13 protein-coding genes are annotated in these 14,942 nt (G+C 70.7%); 6 read left to right on the plus strand and 7 right to left on the minus strand.

Annotation, left to right across the window (positions count from 1 at the left end):
* Window positions 1–64: 64 nt before the first annotated feature.
* From trkA to ACZ5KV_RS15590, 4 genes are all read left to right on the plus strand, one after another.
* A complete protein-coding gene (trkA, locus tag ACZ5KV_RS15575; RefSeq protein ID WP_464240202.1) occupies window positions 65–1,423 on the plus strand; it encodes a Trk system potassium transporter TrkA in 1,359 nt (452 codons plus the stop codon).
* A gap of 1 nt (window position 1,424) precedes the next feature.
* Entirely contained in the window at window positions 1,425–2,876 is a 1,452-nt protein-coding gene (locus ACZ5KV_RS15580; protein ID WP_464240203.1) for a TrkH family potassium uptake protein, read from the plus strand.
* 86 nt (window positions 2,877–2,962) lie between these two features.
* Window positions 2,963–4,333 (plus strand): TrkH family potassium uptake protein, encoded by a 1,371-nt coding sequence (locus ACZ5KV_RS15585; RefSeq protein ID WP_464240204.1) that lies wholly within the window; start codon window positions 2,963–2,965, stop codon window positions 4,331–4,333.
* Between the two features lie 24 nt (window positions 4,334–4,357).
* Window positions 4,358–5,014 carry a potassium channel family protein gene (locus ACZ5KV_RS15590; RefSeq protein ID WP_464240205.1) on the plus strand — a complete coding sequence of 219 codons (657 nt, stop codon included), beginning with the start codon at window positions 4,358–4,360 and terminating at the stop codon, window positions 5,012–5,014.
* A gap of 135 nt (window positions 5,015–5,149) precedes the next feature.
* Here ACZ5KV_RS15590 and ACZ5KV_RS15595 read toward each other — a convergent pair whose 3' ends face one another.
* The 7 genes from ACZ5KV_RS15595 to ACZ5KV_RS15625 all read right to left on the minus strand — a co-directional run bounded on the left by ACZ5KV_RS15595 (window position 5,150) and on the right by ACZ5KV_RS15625 (window position 12,155).
* Window positions 5,150–6,004, minus strand: a complete 855-nt coding sequence (locus tag ACZ5KV_RS15595; RefSeq protein WP_464240206.1) for a menaquinone biosynthesis protein — start codon at window positions 6,002–6,004, stop codon at window positions 5,150–5,152.
* Between the two features lie 195 nt (window positions 6,005–6,199).
* A complete protein-coding gene (locus tag ACZ5KV_RS15600) occupies window positions 6,200–6,865 on the minus strand; it encodes an adenylate kinase (protein WP_464240207.1) in 666 nt (221 codons plus the stop codon).
* A gap of 572 nt (window positions 6,866–7,437) precedes the next feature.
* Window positions 7,438–8,583: a tRNA lysidine(34) synthetase TilS gene (gene tilS, locus ACZ5KV_RS15605; protein ID WP_464240208.1), complete on the minus strand. Its 1,146-nt coding sequence runs from the start codon at window positions 8,581–8,583 to the stop codon at window positions 7,438–7,440.
* A 335-nt stretch (window positions 8,584–8,918) separates the two neighbouring features.
* Complete coding sequence (locus tag ACZ5KV_RS15610) at window positions 8,919–9,254, minus strand: hypothetical protein (protein ID WP_464240209.1); 336 nt, start codon at window positions 9,252–9,254, stop codon at window positions 8,919–8,921.
* Between the two features lie 10 nt (window positions 9,255–9,264).
* On the minus strand, window positions 9,265–10,653 hold the full coding sequence (gene hemA, locus ACZ5KV_RS15615; protein WP_464240210.1) for a glutamyl-tRNA reductase: 1,389 nt from the start codon (window positions 10,651–10,653) through the stop codon (window positions 9,265–9,267).
* A gap of 10 nt (window positions 10,654–10,663) precedes the next feature.
* Entirely contained in the window at window positions 10,664–11,491 is an 828-nt protein-coding gene (locus ACZ5KV_RS15620; RefSeq protein ID WP_464240211.1) for a cytochrome C assembly family protein, read from the minus strand.
* Window positions 11,478–12,155 (minus strand): precorrin-2 dehydrogenase/sirohydrochlorin ferrochelatase family protein, encoded by a 678-nt coding sequence (locus ACZ5KV_RS15625; RefSeq protein ID WP_464240212.1) that lies wholly within the window; start codon window positions 12,153–12,155, stop codon window positions 11,478–11,480. The genes ACZ5KV_RS15620 and ACZ5KV_RS15625 overlap by 14 nt, the downstream gene beginning before the upstream one ends.
* Before the next feature lie 150 nt (window positions 12,156–12,305).
* Here ACZ5KV_RS15625 and ACZ5KV_RS15630 point away from each other — a divergent pair, with 150 nt between their 5' ends.
* Together ACZ5KV_RS15630 and ACZ5KV_RS15635 are read left to right on the plus strand one after the other, a co-directional pair.
* Window positions 12,306–13,616 carry a glycosyltransferase family 9 protein gene (locus ACZ5KV_RS15630; protein WP_464240213.1) on the plus strand — a complete coding sequence of 437 codons (1,311 nt, stop codon included), beginning with the start codon at window positions 12,306–12,308 and terminating at the stop codon, window positions 13,614–13,616.
* Entirely contained in the window at window positions 13,613–14,941 is a 1,329-nt protein-coding gene (locus tag ACZ5KV_RS15635; RefSeq protein ID WP_464240214.1) for a CgeB family protein, read from the plus strand. The genes ACZ5KV_RS15630 and ACZ5KV_RS15635 overlap by 4 nt, the downstream gene beginning before the upstream one ends.
* The last annotated feature ends 1 nt before the right edge of the window (window position 14,942 follow it).

Here is a 14,942-nt window from a genome sequence, read left to right on the forward strand (position 1 = left end):
CCGCTTCCGGTAGACAGGGGCTGCCCGCGCGCCGCGCGGGGCAACCGCAACAGGCAGGCACAGCGTGAAGATCATCATCATCGGAGCCGGGGAGGTGGGCTTCCACATCGCCAAGCGTCTGGCCTCCGAGGCCAAGGAAGTGGTGGTGGTGGACAACAGCCCCCGCGCCCTCAAGCGCATCAGCGAGGGCGTGGACGTGCAGACCATCGAGGGCTCGGGCTCGAACCCGGCCGTGCTCGAGGACGCGGGCATCCGCGATGCGGACATCATGCTCGCCGTCACCGACTCCGACGAGATCAACATCGTGGCCTGCACCTTCGCCGCCGCCCTGGCCCCGGGCGCCGTCACCCTGGCGCGCATCCGCAAGGACGAGTACCTGCACTTCCAGGAGGGCCGGGCCCTGGAAATGCTCGGCATCGCCAAGGCCATCAATCCCGACGTGGAGGTGGTCCGCACCATCGAGCGGCTCATCGACATCCCCGGCGCCGAGGAGATCAGCGATTTCGCCGGGGGGCGCATCAAGTTCGTGGGTTACCGCGTGGCGGGCGGCCCCGCCGTGGGCGTCGGCATGGTGGACATCCGCTCCGTGCTCGGCGTCGCCGACGTGATCATCGCCGCCATCGTGCGCGACGACCAGCTCATCATCCCCTCGGGCGGCGACGTGATCGAAAACGGCGATCTGGTCTACTTCGTCTGCTTCGCGGAGCACACCCGGCTGGTCATGCAGCGCCTGGGCTGCCCCATGCGCCAGGTGCGCAACGTGATGATCATCGGCGGCGGGGACATCGGCCTGCGCCTGGCCCGCAGCCTTGAAGACCGCCTGCACGTCAAGCTGGTGGACATCGACCCCGACCGCTGCCAGGAGCTAGCCCAGGAGCTGCGCAAGACCCTCGTGCTGCTGGGCGACGGGCGCGACCAGGACCTGTTGGCCGAAGAGAACATCCAGGACATGGACATGGCCATCTCGCTCACCGGCGACGAGGAGACCAACATCCTGACCGCGCTGCTCTGCCGCCGCCTGGGCGCGGGCAAGGCCGTCACGCGCATCAACAAATTCGCCTACTTCAATCTCGTGCGCGCCGTGGGCATCGAGCAGATCGTCAGCCCCCGGCTGGCGGCGGTCAACTCCATCCTGCAATACATGCGCAAGGGCAAGGTGCTCTCGGCCACGACCATCAAGGGCGACGAGGCCGAAGCCCTGGAGGCCGTGGCCCTGGCCCACTCGGACATCGTGGGCAAGGCCATCCGCGACCTGAACCTGCCCCGGGGCGCGCTGATCCTGTCCATCCAGCGCGGCGACGAGGTGCTGTTCCCCACGGGCGATTCGGTCATCATGCCCGACGACCGCATCCTGATCCTCTCCACGCGGCGCAACATCCCGCGCGTGGAGAAGAGCCTGACGGTGAAGCTGGAGTTCTTCTAGGATGCGCTGGCGCTACACGCTGTCCCTGGTGGGGGCCATTCTGCTGTGCGTGGGCCTGTCCATGGCCCTGGCCCTGGGCTGGTCGCTCTACGACGCCGACACGGGCACCGGGCCCCTGGGCCTGTCCATGGGCCTGACCCTGGCCGTGGGCCTGGGGCTGCTGGTGCTTTTCCGCGACTCCAGGGCCGCGCCCATGACCCACCGCGAGGGCATGGCCATCGTGGCCGTGGGCTGGGTGGCGGCGGCCTTTGCCGGGGCGCTGCCGTTCTGGTTCGCGGGCACCTTCGGGGGCTCGTTCACCGACTGCCTGTTCGAGTCCATGAGCGGCTTCACCACCACGGGCGCCTCGGTGCTGACCAACATCGAGGTCGTGCCCCGGGGCCTGCTCTTCTGGCGCTCCCTGACGCACTGGCTCGGCGGCATGGGCATCATCGTGCTTTCCCTGGCCATTCTGCCGTTCCTGGGCGTGGGCGGCATGCAGCTCTACCGCGCCGAGGTGCCCGGCCCCGTGCCCGACAAGCTCAAGCCGCGCATCAAGGACACGGCCATGCTGCTGTGGAAGGTCTACCTGCTTTTCACGGTGGTGCTGGCGCTGCTCCTGTGGGCCGGGGGCATGGACCTGTTCGAGTCGCTGTGCCACACCTTCGGGACCATGGCCACCGGCGGCTTCTCCACGCGCAACGCCTCGGTGGCCGCCTACGACAGCGTGTACATCGATGTGGTCATCACCGTGTTCATGCTCCTGGCGGGGCTCAATTTCACCCTGCATTACCACGCCCTGCGCGGCAGGCCGCTGGTGGCCCTGCGCGACCCGGAGCTGCGTTTCTTCCTGGCCGTGTTCGCCGTGGCCACCCTGTGGTCCGCCTGGGACATCTGGGGCACAAGCTACGACAGCTTCGCCCAGGCCCTGCGTTACAGCGCCTTCCAGGTGTCGAGCATCGTTTCGACCACGGGTTTCGCCACGGCGGATTATGAGTTGTGGCGGCCCCTGCCCCAGTGCCTGCTGCTGCTGCTCATGTTCGTGGGCGGCTCGGCGGGCTCCACCAGCGGCGGCGTCAAATGCATGCGCGTCATGCTGCTGCTCAAGCACGCCTACGACGAGCTCTACCGCCTGATCCACCCCCGGGCCGTGTCGCGCATCAAGCTCGGCGGCCGCCCGGTGGACCAGGGCGTGCTGAACTCCGTGGCGGCGTTCTTCCTGCTGTTCCTGGCCCTGTTCCTGGCGGCCTCGCTGCTGGTGGCGGCCATGGGCGTGGACGTGCTGACCAGCTTCTCGGCCGTGGCGGCCTGCATCGGCAACATCGGCCCGGGCCTGGGCGGCGTGGGCCCCACGGACAACTACGCCTGGCTGCCCGGCGCGGCCAAGTGGGTGCTGGTGCTGTGCATGCTCCTGGGGCGGCTGGAAATCTACACCGTGCTCATCCTCTTCGTGCCCGAGTTCTGGCGCAAGTGAGGGCGGCCCGGCGGCGCCCCGGCCCGGCTCCGGCCCGGCGCGCGCCGTGTTTACAGCCCCCCGGCGGAAGGATATAGCTTCGGACCATGGCGTCGCACCATCGGCTTTCCCCCAACGCGCTGCTCATCCTGGGCTTCGCCCTGATCATCCTGGCGGGCACGGTGCTGCTGCGCCTGGACGTGTGCCGCACGGGGCAGGACCTGCCCTGGGTGGACGCGCTGTTCACCGCGACCTCGGCCACCTGCGTCACCGGGCTTGTGGTGGTGGACACGGGCACCTTCTTCTCCCCCGTGGGCCAGGGCGTGCTGCTGGGCCTTTTCCAGGTCGGCGGGCTGGGCGTCATGACCTACACGAGCCTCGTCTTCCTGCTGTGGCGCAAGCGCATTTCCCTGTCCGACCGCACGGCCGTGCGCCAGACCCTGCTTTTGGACCCGGGCTTCCACCTGGGCGCCTTTTTGCGCCGGGTGGTCTTCGGGGCGCTGGCCATCGAGGGCCTGGGCGCGGCGCTGCTCTGGGCCCTGGCTCCGGGGGGCTTCTCGCCGTGGTCGGCGGTGTTCCACGCCGTGTCGGCCTTCTGCAACGCGGGCTTCGGGCTGCATGCCGACAGCCTCATGCAGTGGCGGGCCCACGCGGGGGTGAACCTCGTGGTCATGGGGCTCATCGTGCTGGGCGGGCTGGGGTTCGCGGTGCTCATCGAGCTTGGCGGCTGGCCCCGGGCGGTGTGGCGGCGGCTGCGCAGCGGGCGGGTGGACCCCGGGGCGCGCCTTTCGTGGCATGCGCGGGTGGTGCTGTCCACCAGCCTGTGGCTGGCACTGGGCGGGGCGGCGGTGGTGTTCCTGGCCGAGTTCGCCCTGGGCCACGACGGGGTGCCCCTGACCACGGGCCTGTGGTCGGCGCTGTTCCAGTCCGTGACCTGCCGCACCGCCGGGTTCAACACCATGGACATCGGCGCGCTGACGAACATTTCGCTGCTGGTCATGATCGCGCTGATGTTCATCGGCGGGTCGCCGGGCTCCTGCGCGGGCGGGGTCAAGACCACGACCTTCCGCGCGCTGCTGAGCTTTTCCCTGGCGCGGATCATGGGCCGCAGGCAGGCCGTGGTCCGGCGCTTCGCCCTGGACGAGGGCTCGCTCAACGACGCCCTGACGCTCATCCTTTACGGCATCACCATCGTCGGCCTGGGCACCCTGGCCCTGTGCGTCACCGAACTGGGCCCGCACCCCCACGCCGAGACGCGCGGCATGTTCCTGGAGCTTTTGTTCGAGTGCGTGAGCGCCTTCGGCACCGTGGGCCTTTCCGCCGGGGTCACCGGGGAACTGACGCCCTGGGGGCGGCTGGTGGTCACGCTGCTCATGTTCGTGGGCCGGTTGGGGCCCATCGTTTTCGTCGGCGTGCTGCACGACATGCGCCGCCAAGAGAAGTTCACCTGGCCCGAGAAGCGGCTGCCCATCGGCTGACGGGCCGCCAAGGAGTTGCGGAGCATGAAGCGCAAGCTGGAGATCGGCGTCGTCGGCCTGGGCAAGTTCGGGTTCTTCGTGGGGCGGCGGCTCATGGAGCTTGGCCACGACGTGGTCGGCCTGGACGTGAGCCAGGACAACGTGCGCCGCGCGCAGGACCACCTGACCCAGGTCTACCAGGGCGACGGGCGGGACAAGGGCGTGCTTGAGCAGCTCGGCTTCAAGGAGTTCGACCACGTCGTGGTCAGCGTCGGCGAGGCCATGGAGGCCTCGATCCTCATCACCATGCACCTCAAGGAGCTGGAGGCGCGTCAGGTGTGGGTCAAGGCCATGAGCCTGGACCACGAGAAGGTGCTGCGCAAGGTCGGCGCCGACGAGGTGTTTTTTCCCGAGCTGTTCGGCTCGCAGCAACTGGCCATGCGCATCACCAGCCCGGGGCTCATCGAATACCTGCATTACGGCCAGGGCATCCTGGTCCAGAAGCTGGTGGTCGACCAGTGGCGGGCCAAGACCCTGCGCGAGCTGAACCTGACCAACCGCTACCAGATGCTGGTCATCGCCCACAGGCCCGCCGCCGCCGAAAACTTCGACTACCTGCCCCGGGCCGACGTGCGCCTGGAAGCGGGCGACGAGGTCGTGGTCGTCGTGCAGGAGGAGATGGCCGGGAAGTTCACGCCGTAGGGCCCGGGGCGGGCCCGCCCGGGCGGCCGGGGCCCTCTGGAGCCTGGGGCCTGGGGCATCCTGTGTCTGGCCCGCGACCTGCCCGGACGGTTTCCCTGCCCCCGGCCCGCCCCGGCGCCGGGGGGCCGTTTTGTTCTACAGCGCCCAGGTCAGGGCGGGCATGCCGTCGATGAGGCCCAGGGTGGTGCAGTGCGTGCCGAACAGGGTCAGGGAGGCCTGCTCCTCGGGGCCGAGGTCGTAGCCCATGGTGGCGAGGTAGTCCTCGATGCCCGCCGGGCTGATCCAGGGCTTGAATTCCTCCCAGCGCGCGATTTCGGCGATGGCCTGCACGCAGGTGGTCTTGCAGTGCAGCAGCGCGGTGTGGACTTCGCCCAGCAGGGCCTGCTGCGCCGGGGAGAGCCCCCGGCGCACGATCCAGACCGCGAAGACGAAGGGCAGGCCCGTCCAGCGCCGCCAGTGCTCGGCCAGGTCGATGACGTGCCAGCCCGCCGGGCGGTCGACGTGGATCTTCAGGGCCAAGTTGCCGATTTCCAGGAACGGGCGGCGCCCGGCAAGGCCGCTGCCCGGGGCCATGGGCGCCCAGCGCGCTTCGGGCAGGTTCCAGCACAGCGTCCAGAGCACCTTGAGTAGGGCCACGGAGCTGGCCGAGGCGCCCGTGAGGCCGACCTTGGGGCCGTTGGCCGCCAGCCATGCGGGCAGTTCCTCCAGGGCCACGGGGCTGACGAGCAGCACGCTTTTCACCGGGCCCTGGGGCGCGCTGATGGACAACTCGGGCAACAGGCGGTAGCGCCCGGCGCCGGAAAGGTACTCGAAGGACGAGGCCGGGGCGCAGTCCAGTTCGCCGCGCGCGAGCAGGGCGTTCATCTCCGAAGGGTGCCCGGGGATGTACACCAGCCCGTCCGAGGGCGGGAAGATGCGCTTCAGGTGGTGGAACAGGGGCAGGACGTTCAGGTAGCCGATCTGGCCGATGCGCAGGTGCTTGGTGCTCATGGGCCCATGCCTTACCCCTTGCGGGCGCGGATGAAAAGCCCACGGCGCAATGGTTTCACCCCGGCGCGGTGCGGCTTGCACGACGGCGGCGCGAGGATTCGCGCCGGAGCGGCGGCTCGTGGACGACACCAAGAAAAACGGCCCCCGGAGCGATCCGGGGGCCGTTTGTGTTCGGGGAGCGTGCGGAGCCGGGCGCTAGGCCAACTGGCTCATGAGGTATTCCTTGATCTCGGTGATGCCCTTTTCGCCGTCCAGCTCGATGAACTTGTACCCGCCGTTCTTCTTGTTCTTGTAGAAGTTCACGGCGGCCATGGTGCCGGTCTTGTCGTCGTAGTAGATGTTGTGGCGCTGGTCGATGGCGGACTCGTCCTGGTCGTCCTGGCGGGCGGAGAGGGCGCCGCCGCACACGCGGCACTTGTCGCCGTCGGGGCAGATGGCCGGGATGCCGACGTTGTTGGGGTGGTTGGGGTTGTTCTCGCACAGGCGGCGGCCCATGATGCGCGCCTTGGCGATCTCGCGGGGCAGCTTGATCTCGATGACGTAGTTCAGGGCCACGCCGTCCTTCTGCAGGGCTTCCCACAGCTTTTCGGCCTGCACCAGGGAACGCGGGAAGCCGTCCAGCAGCCAGCCGTTCTTGGAGCTCTGGAGCACGTCCAGCACCATGGGGATGGTGATGTCGTCGGGCACCAGTTCGCCGCGGTTGATGTACTCCTTGGCCTTCATGCCAAGCTCGGTGCCGCCGCCGATGTGCTTGCGGAAGATGGCGCCGGACTCGATGTGGTCCAGGCCGTACTTGTCCTTGGCGAGGGTGCCCTGGGTGCCTTTGCCGGAGCCGTTGGGGCCGAAGATCAGGATATTCACGTCTGCCTCCTTAGGGATTTGCAAAAAATTTCACAATGCCTATACCCCTCGGGCGCGGCTGTCAATGCCTCAGCGGACCCGAAGGCGCCGGGAGGAGGCCCAGCGGGGGCAGCCCGGGCCCCGGGCCGGAGCCGGGCCAGGGCCCGCCCGGCGCCGGGGGAGACGGCATCCGGGGGCCACCGGCCCGGCAGGGCGCCCGAAAAATACCGTACCGCAGGCATTTTTCAGTGAGCGGCCCCGGACCGGGGCGCTCCGGAGAGCGCCGCCGGGAGCCGCGGCTTGGGTTCGGGCCTGCCGAACGGCTCGGTTTTCGGATAGCACAAGACTTTGTGGCGGTGTTTTGATAGTGAAAAAAAGCACAAATCGACTTGGGCAGGGCAGGCGATCAGCGGCCCGAGGCGCCCCCTGGCGGGAGCCCGTGCTCCCTCGGGCGAGGGACGCGGAGTGCTTGGCGCACGGGGCGGGGGCGATGGCGATCCGGCGCAGGAGCCCCGCGCCGTCGGGAGCCGGCCTGTCCCGGGTGGCGGTGTCGTCCCGCGCCCTCGTGCTCCGTTCCGGGGGCGGGCGGCGTTTCATTTCCGGGACGCGGCGTCGGCCTTGGGGGCGCCGGGGCGCGCCGGGGCCCGCGCGGCGGCTTCGCGGGCGAAGACCACCCCCCGGGGGCCTGGGGTCGGGGCGGTCCGCCCGCTCTGGATGCGCGCCGCCTTGGGCCCGGGGAACTGCACGACGCCTCCGCCCCGGCCCGAGGCCCAGGCGCGCTCCAGGCGGAAGAGCCCTTCGGCCAGGGGTTGCCCGGGGCCCAGGGCCTCCAGGGCGGCCTTGAACAGCCGCAGGCGCTGGGCCGGGGCCAGGGGCGCCAGCAGCGCCCCGGGCAGCAGCAGTGCGCCGGGCGCCCCGGGCACGGCCTCGGCCCGGGCCAGCAGGGCGGCCGTTTCGGCGGCGAACTGCTCGGCGTCCAGGCGCGCCAGGCGCCATTGGGTGGCCACCTGGCGCAGGAAGTTCGGGTTCTCTTCCAGCAATTGGGGCAGCACGCCGTGGCGCACGCGGTTGCGCAAAAAGTGCGGGTCGGCGTTGGAGGGGTCTTCGGTCCAGGGCAGGCCCAGAGCCGCGACCAGGGCCCGGGCCCGGGCGCGCGGGGTCAGCAGCAGGGGCCGCAGCAGGCGGCGTTCCGCGTCCCAGGCGCGCATGCCGCCGAGCTGCGGCCAGCCCGCGCCGCGCACAAGGCGCATGAGCACGTCTTCGGCCAGATCTTCCAGCACATGGCCCACGGCCAGCACGGTGGCCTCCCGGCGGGCCATGGCCTCGGCCAGGAAGGCGTAGCGCGTCTCGCGGGCGGCCTCCTCCAGGCCCAGGCCCCGGGCGGCGGCCAGGGCGCCCACGTCGCGGCGGCCGACCTCGCAGGGCAGGCCCAGCCGGGCGCAGGCGCGCGCGGCGGCTGCGGCCTCGGCGGCGGATGCGGGCCGCAGGCCGTGGTCCAGGTGCGCGGCGGCCACGGCGCAGCCCAGGCGCGGCGCCAGCACGGCCAGGGCCGCCAGCAGGGCCGTGGAGTCCAGCCCGCCGGAAAAGGCGACCAGCACCGTGCGCCCGCCCAGGTCCAGCCCCAGCTCTCCGCGCACGAAACGCTCCACGCCCAGGCAGAAATGGGCCGCCCGGGGGGGCAGGTCCTGAAGCCGGGGGGCGCCTTGCGCGGTGCTTGCGAGGGGCGGGGGGACGGGCAACGGGGCCTCCTGTGGCCTGGGTCCGGAGTCGGTTCGGGCGCTCCGGCGGGTGGCGCGCCGCGCTGTGTGGGGCTTCCGCTCCGGGTGCCCGGCACTGCATGCCTTCGCCCGCCCGGCGGTGCGGGCGCGGCCCGGTGGCGCGGCGGGCGTGGGCGCCGGAGGCCCACCCGCGTCCCGACGCCCCGAGGGGCCGCTGAAAAAAGCAACGTTCGCAAGCGGCTTGAACCCGGTGCGCGGCAAGACGCGAAACAATCCAGACCGTTTCCCATGCCGGGTGCGCCGCGTGCCCTGGATTTCCCCGCCGACGCGGCGGGTCGCCGTTTCGGGCCAGCCTGCTAGACGGGAATGTCCAGTTCGCGCAGGGTGCGGTCCAGTTCGTCCATGACCCAGGCCCGCTGGGCGGCGTCGGCATAGCAGACGCACGAGCAGCGCAGGCGGTTGCGCGCGCGCACCAGCAGTTCCGCGTGGACCCAGTCCTCGCCGAGCTCCACGCCCACGCTGTGCGGCCCGCAGTCGGCGGCGTGTTCGCGCTGCTCGGCGGAGAGCAGGGCCGCGGGCAGGTCCAGCCAGTACATGGCCTCCATGGCGCTCTTCATGCCCCGGGCGTCCAGGGCCCGGCCCAGGCGGGCCACGTCCTCGGGTTGCAGGTCGTCGATATGGTAGCTGCGCATGGCGGCCTCGTCAGGACTCGTCGTCGGTGTTGGCGGCGTCGTCGGTGTCGGCGCCGTGGACGCGGCGCGCCGGGCGCAGGGGCAGCACGGCGCCCCTTCGCCCCGCGTGGGCCTCGGGCGGCACGCTGTCGTCGTCGAGGTTGAACATGTGCCGCGTGGTGTTGATGATCCGCTGGGCGCGGCCTTCCTCCTGGGTGCGCCGCTTCAGGTAGGCGATGGGCTCGTGGTAGAGCTTGCGCGCCACGGAGTGGACCAGGGTCCGCAGGGCCTCCTCGGTTTCGGGGGGCACGTCGGGGCCCAGGCGCTTCAGGGTCTTGGCCAGTTCGCGTTCGGCCAGGGCCTCGCCGCGCGAGAGCAGGTCCACGATGGTCGGTTGCAGTTCCAGGGATTCCAGCCAGCGCGAGAACGCCCCGACCTCCTCCTCCACGATGGCCCCGGCCTTGACGGCCTCGTCGCGGCGGGCGGCGAGGTTTTCCTCCACCACTTCCTTCAGGTCGTCGATGTCGTAGAGGTACACGTTGTCCAGGGCGTTCACGTCGGGGTCGATGTCGCGCGGCACGGCGATGTCGATGAAGAACATGGGCCGGTTGCGCCGCGCGCGCAGCACGGGCTTCACGTCGCGCGCGCGGATCACGGCCTCGGTGGCGCCGGTGGAGGAGATGACGATGTCCACCTCGGGCAGCAGGGAGGTCAGCTCCTCGAAGGGCACGGCGCGGCCCTTGAAGCGTTCGGCCAGCTCCTTGGCCCGCGAGAAGGTCCGGTTGGCCACCAGGATCTCGCGGATGCCCGCGTTGACCAAGTGCGCGGCGGCCAGTTCGGCCATTTCGCCCGCGCCCACGAGCATGGCCCGGTTGGCGCCCATGTCGCCGAAGATTTTCTTGGCCAACTCCACGGCGGCGTAGCTGATGGACACGGCGCTGGAGGCGATGGCCGTTTCGGTGCGCACGCGCTTGGCCACGGAGAACGCCTTGTGCAGCAGGCGGTTCAGGATGACCTTGGCCGAGCCGTGGTCCACGCTGGCGCGGTAGGCGTCCTTGATCTGGCCCAGGATCTGCGGCTCGCCCATGACCATGGAATCCAGGCTGGCGGCCACGGTGAACAGGTGGCGCACGGCGTCCAGGCCCTGGTGCACGTAGACGTGGGGCCCGAGGACGCCCACGCTGCCGCCGCAGGTTTCCGCCCAGAAGGACAAAACGGCCTCGGGCGGCACCGAGGCATCGGCCACGGCCAGGATTTCCACACGGTTGCACGTGGACAGGGCCATGGCCTCGCTGACGGGCCCCTCGGGCTGGACCAGCCCCAGGCGGCAGGGGTCGCATTCGGCCAGGGCGTAGGCTTCGCGGATTTCCACACCCGCGGTGCGGTGATTCAGGCCGACGAGAATGATTTTTTGCTGCATGGCGCGGGGATTATTGGAAGTTATGGTGCGAAGGCACCAGGAAGTTCACCATGACCAGGGAAAGCATGGACAGGGCGAAGACGAGCATGCCCAGGGTCGCGGCCTTGCGCCCGCGCCAGCCCAGGGTCAGGCGCTGGTGGAACAGGTAGGCGTAGAGCACCCAGATGCACAGGGACGTGATTTCCTTGGGGTCCCAGGTGATGAGGCGGCCCCAGGTGTAGCGGCCCCAGATGAAGCCCGACAGCAGGCCCAGGGAATAGAGCGGAAAGCCCCAGATCACGGCCCATTTATTGGCCAGGTCCAGGGTGTTCAGGCTGGGCAGGTCCTTGCGGAAGCCGGTCAGCTTCTCCTTGGTCTTGATCTTGCGCTCCATGTGCAGGAACAGCGCCCCGGCGGCGAAGGCCATGGCCAGCAGCGTCAGGCTGCACAACAGCGCGCCGATGTGCAGGGTGAAGAACAGCCCGGCGAAGTGCTCGGGCATGGTCACGGCCTTGCCCGCCGGGATGGTGATGGACGAAAGGTACAGCACCAGGGCCAGCGGCGAGGCGGCCAGGGCCAGGAATTCCAGCCGCTTGCGCCACCAGATGCCGAAATAGACCACCAGCAGCAGCCAGGCCATGAGGCTGTAGTACAGCCCGCCCTGGAGGAAGGCGGCGTGGCCCCCGGCGGCGAAAAGCAGGGCGATTTCCAGGGTGTGCAGGGCCAGCCCCCCGGCGGCGCACAGGGAGCCCACGCGCTTGAGCACGGGCCGCTGGCCGAGCATTCCGGCGGGGAAGAGCAGGGCCCCGACGAAATACAGCGCCACGACGGCTATTTCGAGCAGGTTAGCATAATCCATCGAGCAGTTCTCCGATCTTGGGGACCAGGGGGCCGGGCAGCAGCCCGGCGAGCAGGGCGCCGGCCGCCTCGCGGTCGGCGCGGCCCAAGGCCTCCAGCAGCCCGCAGCCCACCAGGGCGCGGAACAGTTCGGTGTTGGCCGGGGTGCCCAGGCCCAGGGCCAGCACCTGGGGCCTCATACGCTCCATGAGGGTCAAAAACAACCCGTACTGCGGGCCGAAATGCGCGCGCATCTCGGCGCCCACGCGCCGGGCCAGGGCCGGGCTGGCTCCCCCGGTGGAGAAGGCCACGGTCAGCGCGCCGCTGTCCACCGTGGCGGGCACGATGAAGGTGCCCAGCTCCGGGGCGTCGGCGACGTTGACGGCCACGCCGCGCTTCCGGGCCGCCTCGGCCACCCGGGCGTTGACCCCGGGGTCGCCCGTGCAGGCGAAGGCCAGGGTGCGGTCGTCCAGGTCGTCGGGGGCGAAGGGCCGTCGGGCGAAATCCAGGCCCGGGCGGCCCAGCAGGGCCGTCAGCTCCGGCGAGGGCGGCGCCGTGTCCAGGGCCAGCACGTGGGCGGCCCCGCAGTCGAGCAGGGTGCCGATCTTGCGCAGGCCCACGGCCCCGGCGCCCACCACCAGGGCGCGCAGCCGGGCCGGATCCAGGAAAACGGGATAGTGGCGCATCGCGCTTTCCTACCAGAAGCCCCGCGCGCACGCAAAAGGATATAAGGCCCCCGGGCGCCCTGGCAATCGTCGTTTGCGGCGTTGCTTCGCGGGGCGCTTTGGGCTACCTTTCCGGGGTCCGTCCGCCAACCCTCGACCCCCCCGCAGGCCATGCAGGAATCCCTCTCGGACCAGCCCCCGGTTTCCGGCCGCCGCCACCTGGTCGTCCAACTCGCCCGCTTCGGCGATCTGGTACAGACCAAGCGTCTGGTGGCGACCCTGGCCGCGCGCCCGGGCGCCGAGGTGCACCTGGCGGTGGACCGCTCCCTGGCGGCCCTGGCGGAGCTGCTCTTTCCGGGGGCGACCGTCCACGCCCTGGCGGCCCATGCCCAGGGGCAGGCCGACCCCGGGGCGGCCCTGGCGGAGAACCTGCCCGTGTTCGCCGCCCTGCGCGAAGCCGCCTTTCATGAGGTCTACAATCTCAATTATTCCGGGCTGAATTTCGCCCTGTCGACCCTGTTCGACCCGGCCATCGTGCGCGGGCACCGCATGGAGAACGGCCAGCGCCTGTCCGGCCTCTGGGCGCGCATGGCCCTGCGCTGGACGCGCCAACGCCGTTTCGCCGGGCTGAACCTCGTGGACTATTGGGCCGAACTGGCCGACGAACCGCTGCCCCCCGGCGCGGTGAACCCCGTGGCCCGGCGCGGAGGGCGCGGGGTCGGGCTGGTGCTGGCCGGGCGCAACGCCCGCCGCTCCCTGCCGCCGCGCACCCTGGCCCTTCTGGCCGGGGCGGTGGTTCAGGGCACGGGGGCCTCGCGGGTGGTGCTGCTGGGCTCGGGGGCCGAGCGCGGAGCGGCCAGGGAACTGCTGGCCCTGATGCCGCGCGCCCTGCGCGGCATCACTGAGAACGCCGTGGGCGCCACGGACTGGCGCGGGCTTGTGGACGCCCTGACCGGGCTGGACGCCCTGCTGACCCCCGACACGGGCACCATGCACTTGGCCGCGCATCTGGGCGTGCCGGTGCAGGGCTTCTTCCTGTCCTCGGCGTGGTGCTTTGAAACGGGACCCTACGGCCTGGGCCACCGCGTCTGGCAGACGGACATGGACTGCGCCCCCTGCCTGGAGACCGAGCCGTGCCCCATCGGCACGCGCTGCGCCGGGGCCTTCGCGGGGCGCGACCTGCTGCGCCATCTGGCGGGCAACCCGGCCTTCGAGCCTCCCGAGGGGCTCACGGGCTACGTTTCGGCCTTCGACGCCCTGGGCCTGACCTTCCGCCCCGTGCTGGGCCAGGACCCCGAGGCCGAACGCCGCCGCCAGTTCCGCACGCTCATGGCCGCCGTGCTGGGCCGCCCCATGCCCGGCAGCGTGGACCCGGACCTGGCCCGGGAATTCCTGCCCGAGGGAGACTGGATGCTCCCGGGCGCCGCCAAGCCGCATACAACCATGGAGTTCCTGGATTTCCAGGAGAAGGTTCAGGCATGACTTCGAGAAGCGAAATGGAAGGGACGGCGCCCCCCGGCGCGCCGCAGGGGCCGTTGCGGGTCCTGCTCGTACCGCCGCTGTATGGCGGCTCGCTGCCCGTGGCCCGCTTCTGCGGGCGGGCCCTGGCGGGCATGGGCCACATGGTGGAGACTTTCGAGGCTCCGGATTTTCACGGCGCGTTCACGGCCCTCAAGGGGCTGCGCGTGACTTCCGAGCGGCTGACACACCTGGAAAACGCCTTTCTGGGGGTGGTGTCCCAGGCCATCCTGGCCAAGGTCGAGACTTTCGAGCCCGACCTCGTGCTGGCTTTGGCCCAGGCGCCCCTGGGGGCCCAGGCCCTGCGGCGGCTGCGCCGCGACGGCGTGCTTACGGCCATGTGGTTCGTGGAGGACTGGCGTGTCTTCACCTACTGGCGGGCTTACGCGCCGCTCTACGACTTCTTCGCCGTGATCCAGGAGGACCCCTTCCTGGGAGAACTGGCGGCCGCCGGGCAGCCCAATGCCTTCTACCTGCCCCTGGCGGCGGACCCGCAGTTCCACCGGCCGCTGGACCTGACCCCCGGCGAGCGCCGCACCTGGGGCGCCGAGGTCGGCTTCATGGGCGCGGGCTACCCCAACCGGCGCACGGCCTTCCGGCGCCTGCTGCACCACGACTTCAAGATATGGGGCACGGAGTGGGACGGCGACGCCGCCCTGGCCCGGCGGGTGCAGATGCGCGGCCGCCGCGTGAGCCCCGAGGAGTGCGTGAAGATATTCAACGCCACCCTGGTCAACCTGAACCTGCATTCCAGCGTCCAGGGCGGCGACCCGGTGCCCCGGGGCGATTTCGTGAACCCGCGCACTTTCGAGCTGGCCGCCTGCGGCGCCTTCCAGCTTGTGGACCGGCGCGGGCTCATGGACGACCTGTTCTGGTCCGACGAACTGGCGACCTTCGAGACCATGGAGGAGCTGGAGGAGCGCATCGGCCATTTCCTGGCCCACCCTGAGGAGCGGCTGGAATACGCCCGCCGGAGCCGGGCGCGGGTGCTGGCCGGGCACACCTACGCCCATCGCATGAGCGCGCTGTTGGCCTTCATCGCCCAGCGCCGCCCGGGCTGGCCCGCCCCGCGCAAAAGCGCCCGGGCCCTGGACGGCCTGCCCGAGCCCCTGCGGGCCCAGGTGGCCGACCTGCTGGACCGCCTGGGCCTTGCGGCCGACACGGGCTTCGACGATCTGGTCTGGGCCGTGCGTCGGCGCCAGGGCGAACTGACCGAGGTGGAAACCGCCGTGTTGTTCCTGGACGAATGGCGCAGGCAGTACGGCGCGAAACCTTCCGAGCCGTCCTGAA

The organism is Desulfocurvus thunnarius (assembly GCF_055390965.1).

Excerpts from the sequence above, each read along its gene's own strand:
- ACZ5KV_RS15580 (WP_464240203.1), top strand. The coding sequence starts at position 1,425 with ATGCGCTGGCGCTACACGCTGTCCCTGGTGGGGGCCATTCTGCTGTGC.
- ACZ5KV_RS15585 (WP_464240204.1), top strand. The coding sequence starts at position 2,963 with ATGGCGTCGCACCATCGGCTTTCCCCCAACGCGCTGCTCATCCTGGGC.
- ACZ5KV_RS15590 (WP_464240205.1), top strand. The coding sequence starts at position 4,358 with ATGAAGCGCAAGCTGGAGATCGGCGTCGTCGGCCTGGGCAAGTTCGGG.
- ACZ5KV_RS15595 (WP_464240206.1), bottom strand. The coding sequence starts at position 6,004 with ATGAGCACCAAGCACCTGCGCATCGGCCAGATCGGCTACCTGAACGTC.
- ACZ5KV_RS15610 (WP_464240209.1), bottom strand. The coding sequence starts at position 9,254 with ATGCGCAGCTACCATATCGACGACCTGCAACCCGAGGACGTGGCCCGC.
- hemA (WP_464240210.1), bottom strand. The coding sequence starts at position 10,653 with ATGCAGCAAAAAATCATTCTCGTCGGCCTGAATCACCGCACCGCGGGT.
- ACZ5KV_RS15620 (WP_464240211.1), bottom strand. The coding sequence starts at position 11,491 with ATGGATTATGCTAACCTGCTCGAAATAGCCGTCGTGGCGCTGTATTTC.
- ACZ5KV_RS15625 (WP_464240212.1), bottom strand. The coding sequence starts at position 12,155 with ATGCGCCACTATCCCGTTTTCCTGGATCCGGCCCGGCTGCGCGCCCTG.
- ACZ5KV_RS15630 (WP_464240213.1), top strand. The coding sequence starts at position 12,306 with ATGCAGGAATCCCTCTCGGACCAGCCCCCGGTTTCCGGCCGCCGCCAC.
- ACZ5KV_RS15635 (WP_464240214.1), top strand. The coding sequence starts at position 13,613 with ATGACTTCGAGAAGCGAAATGGAAGGGACGGCGCCCCCCGGCGCGCCG.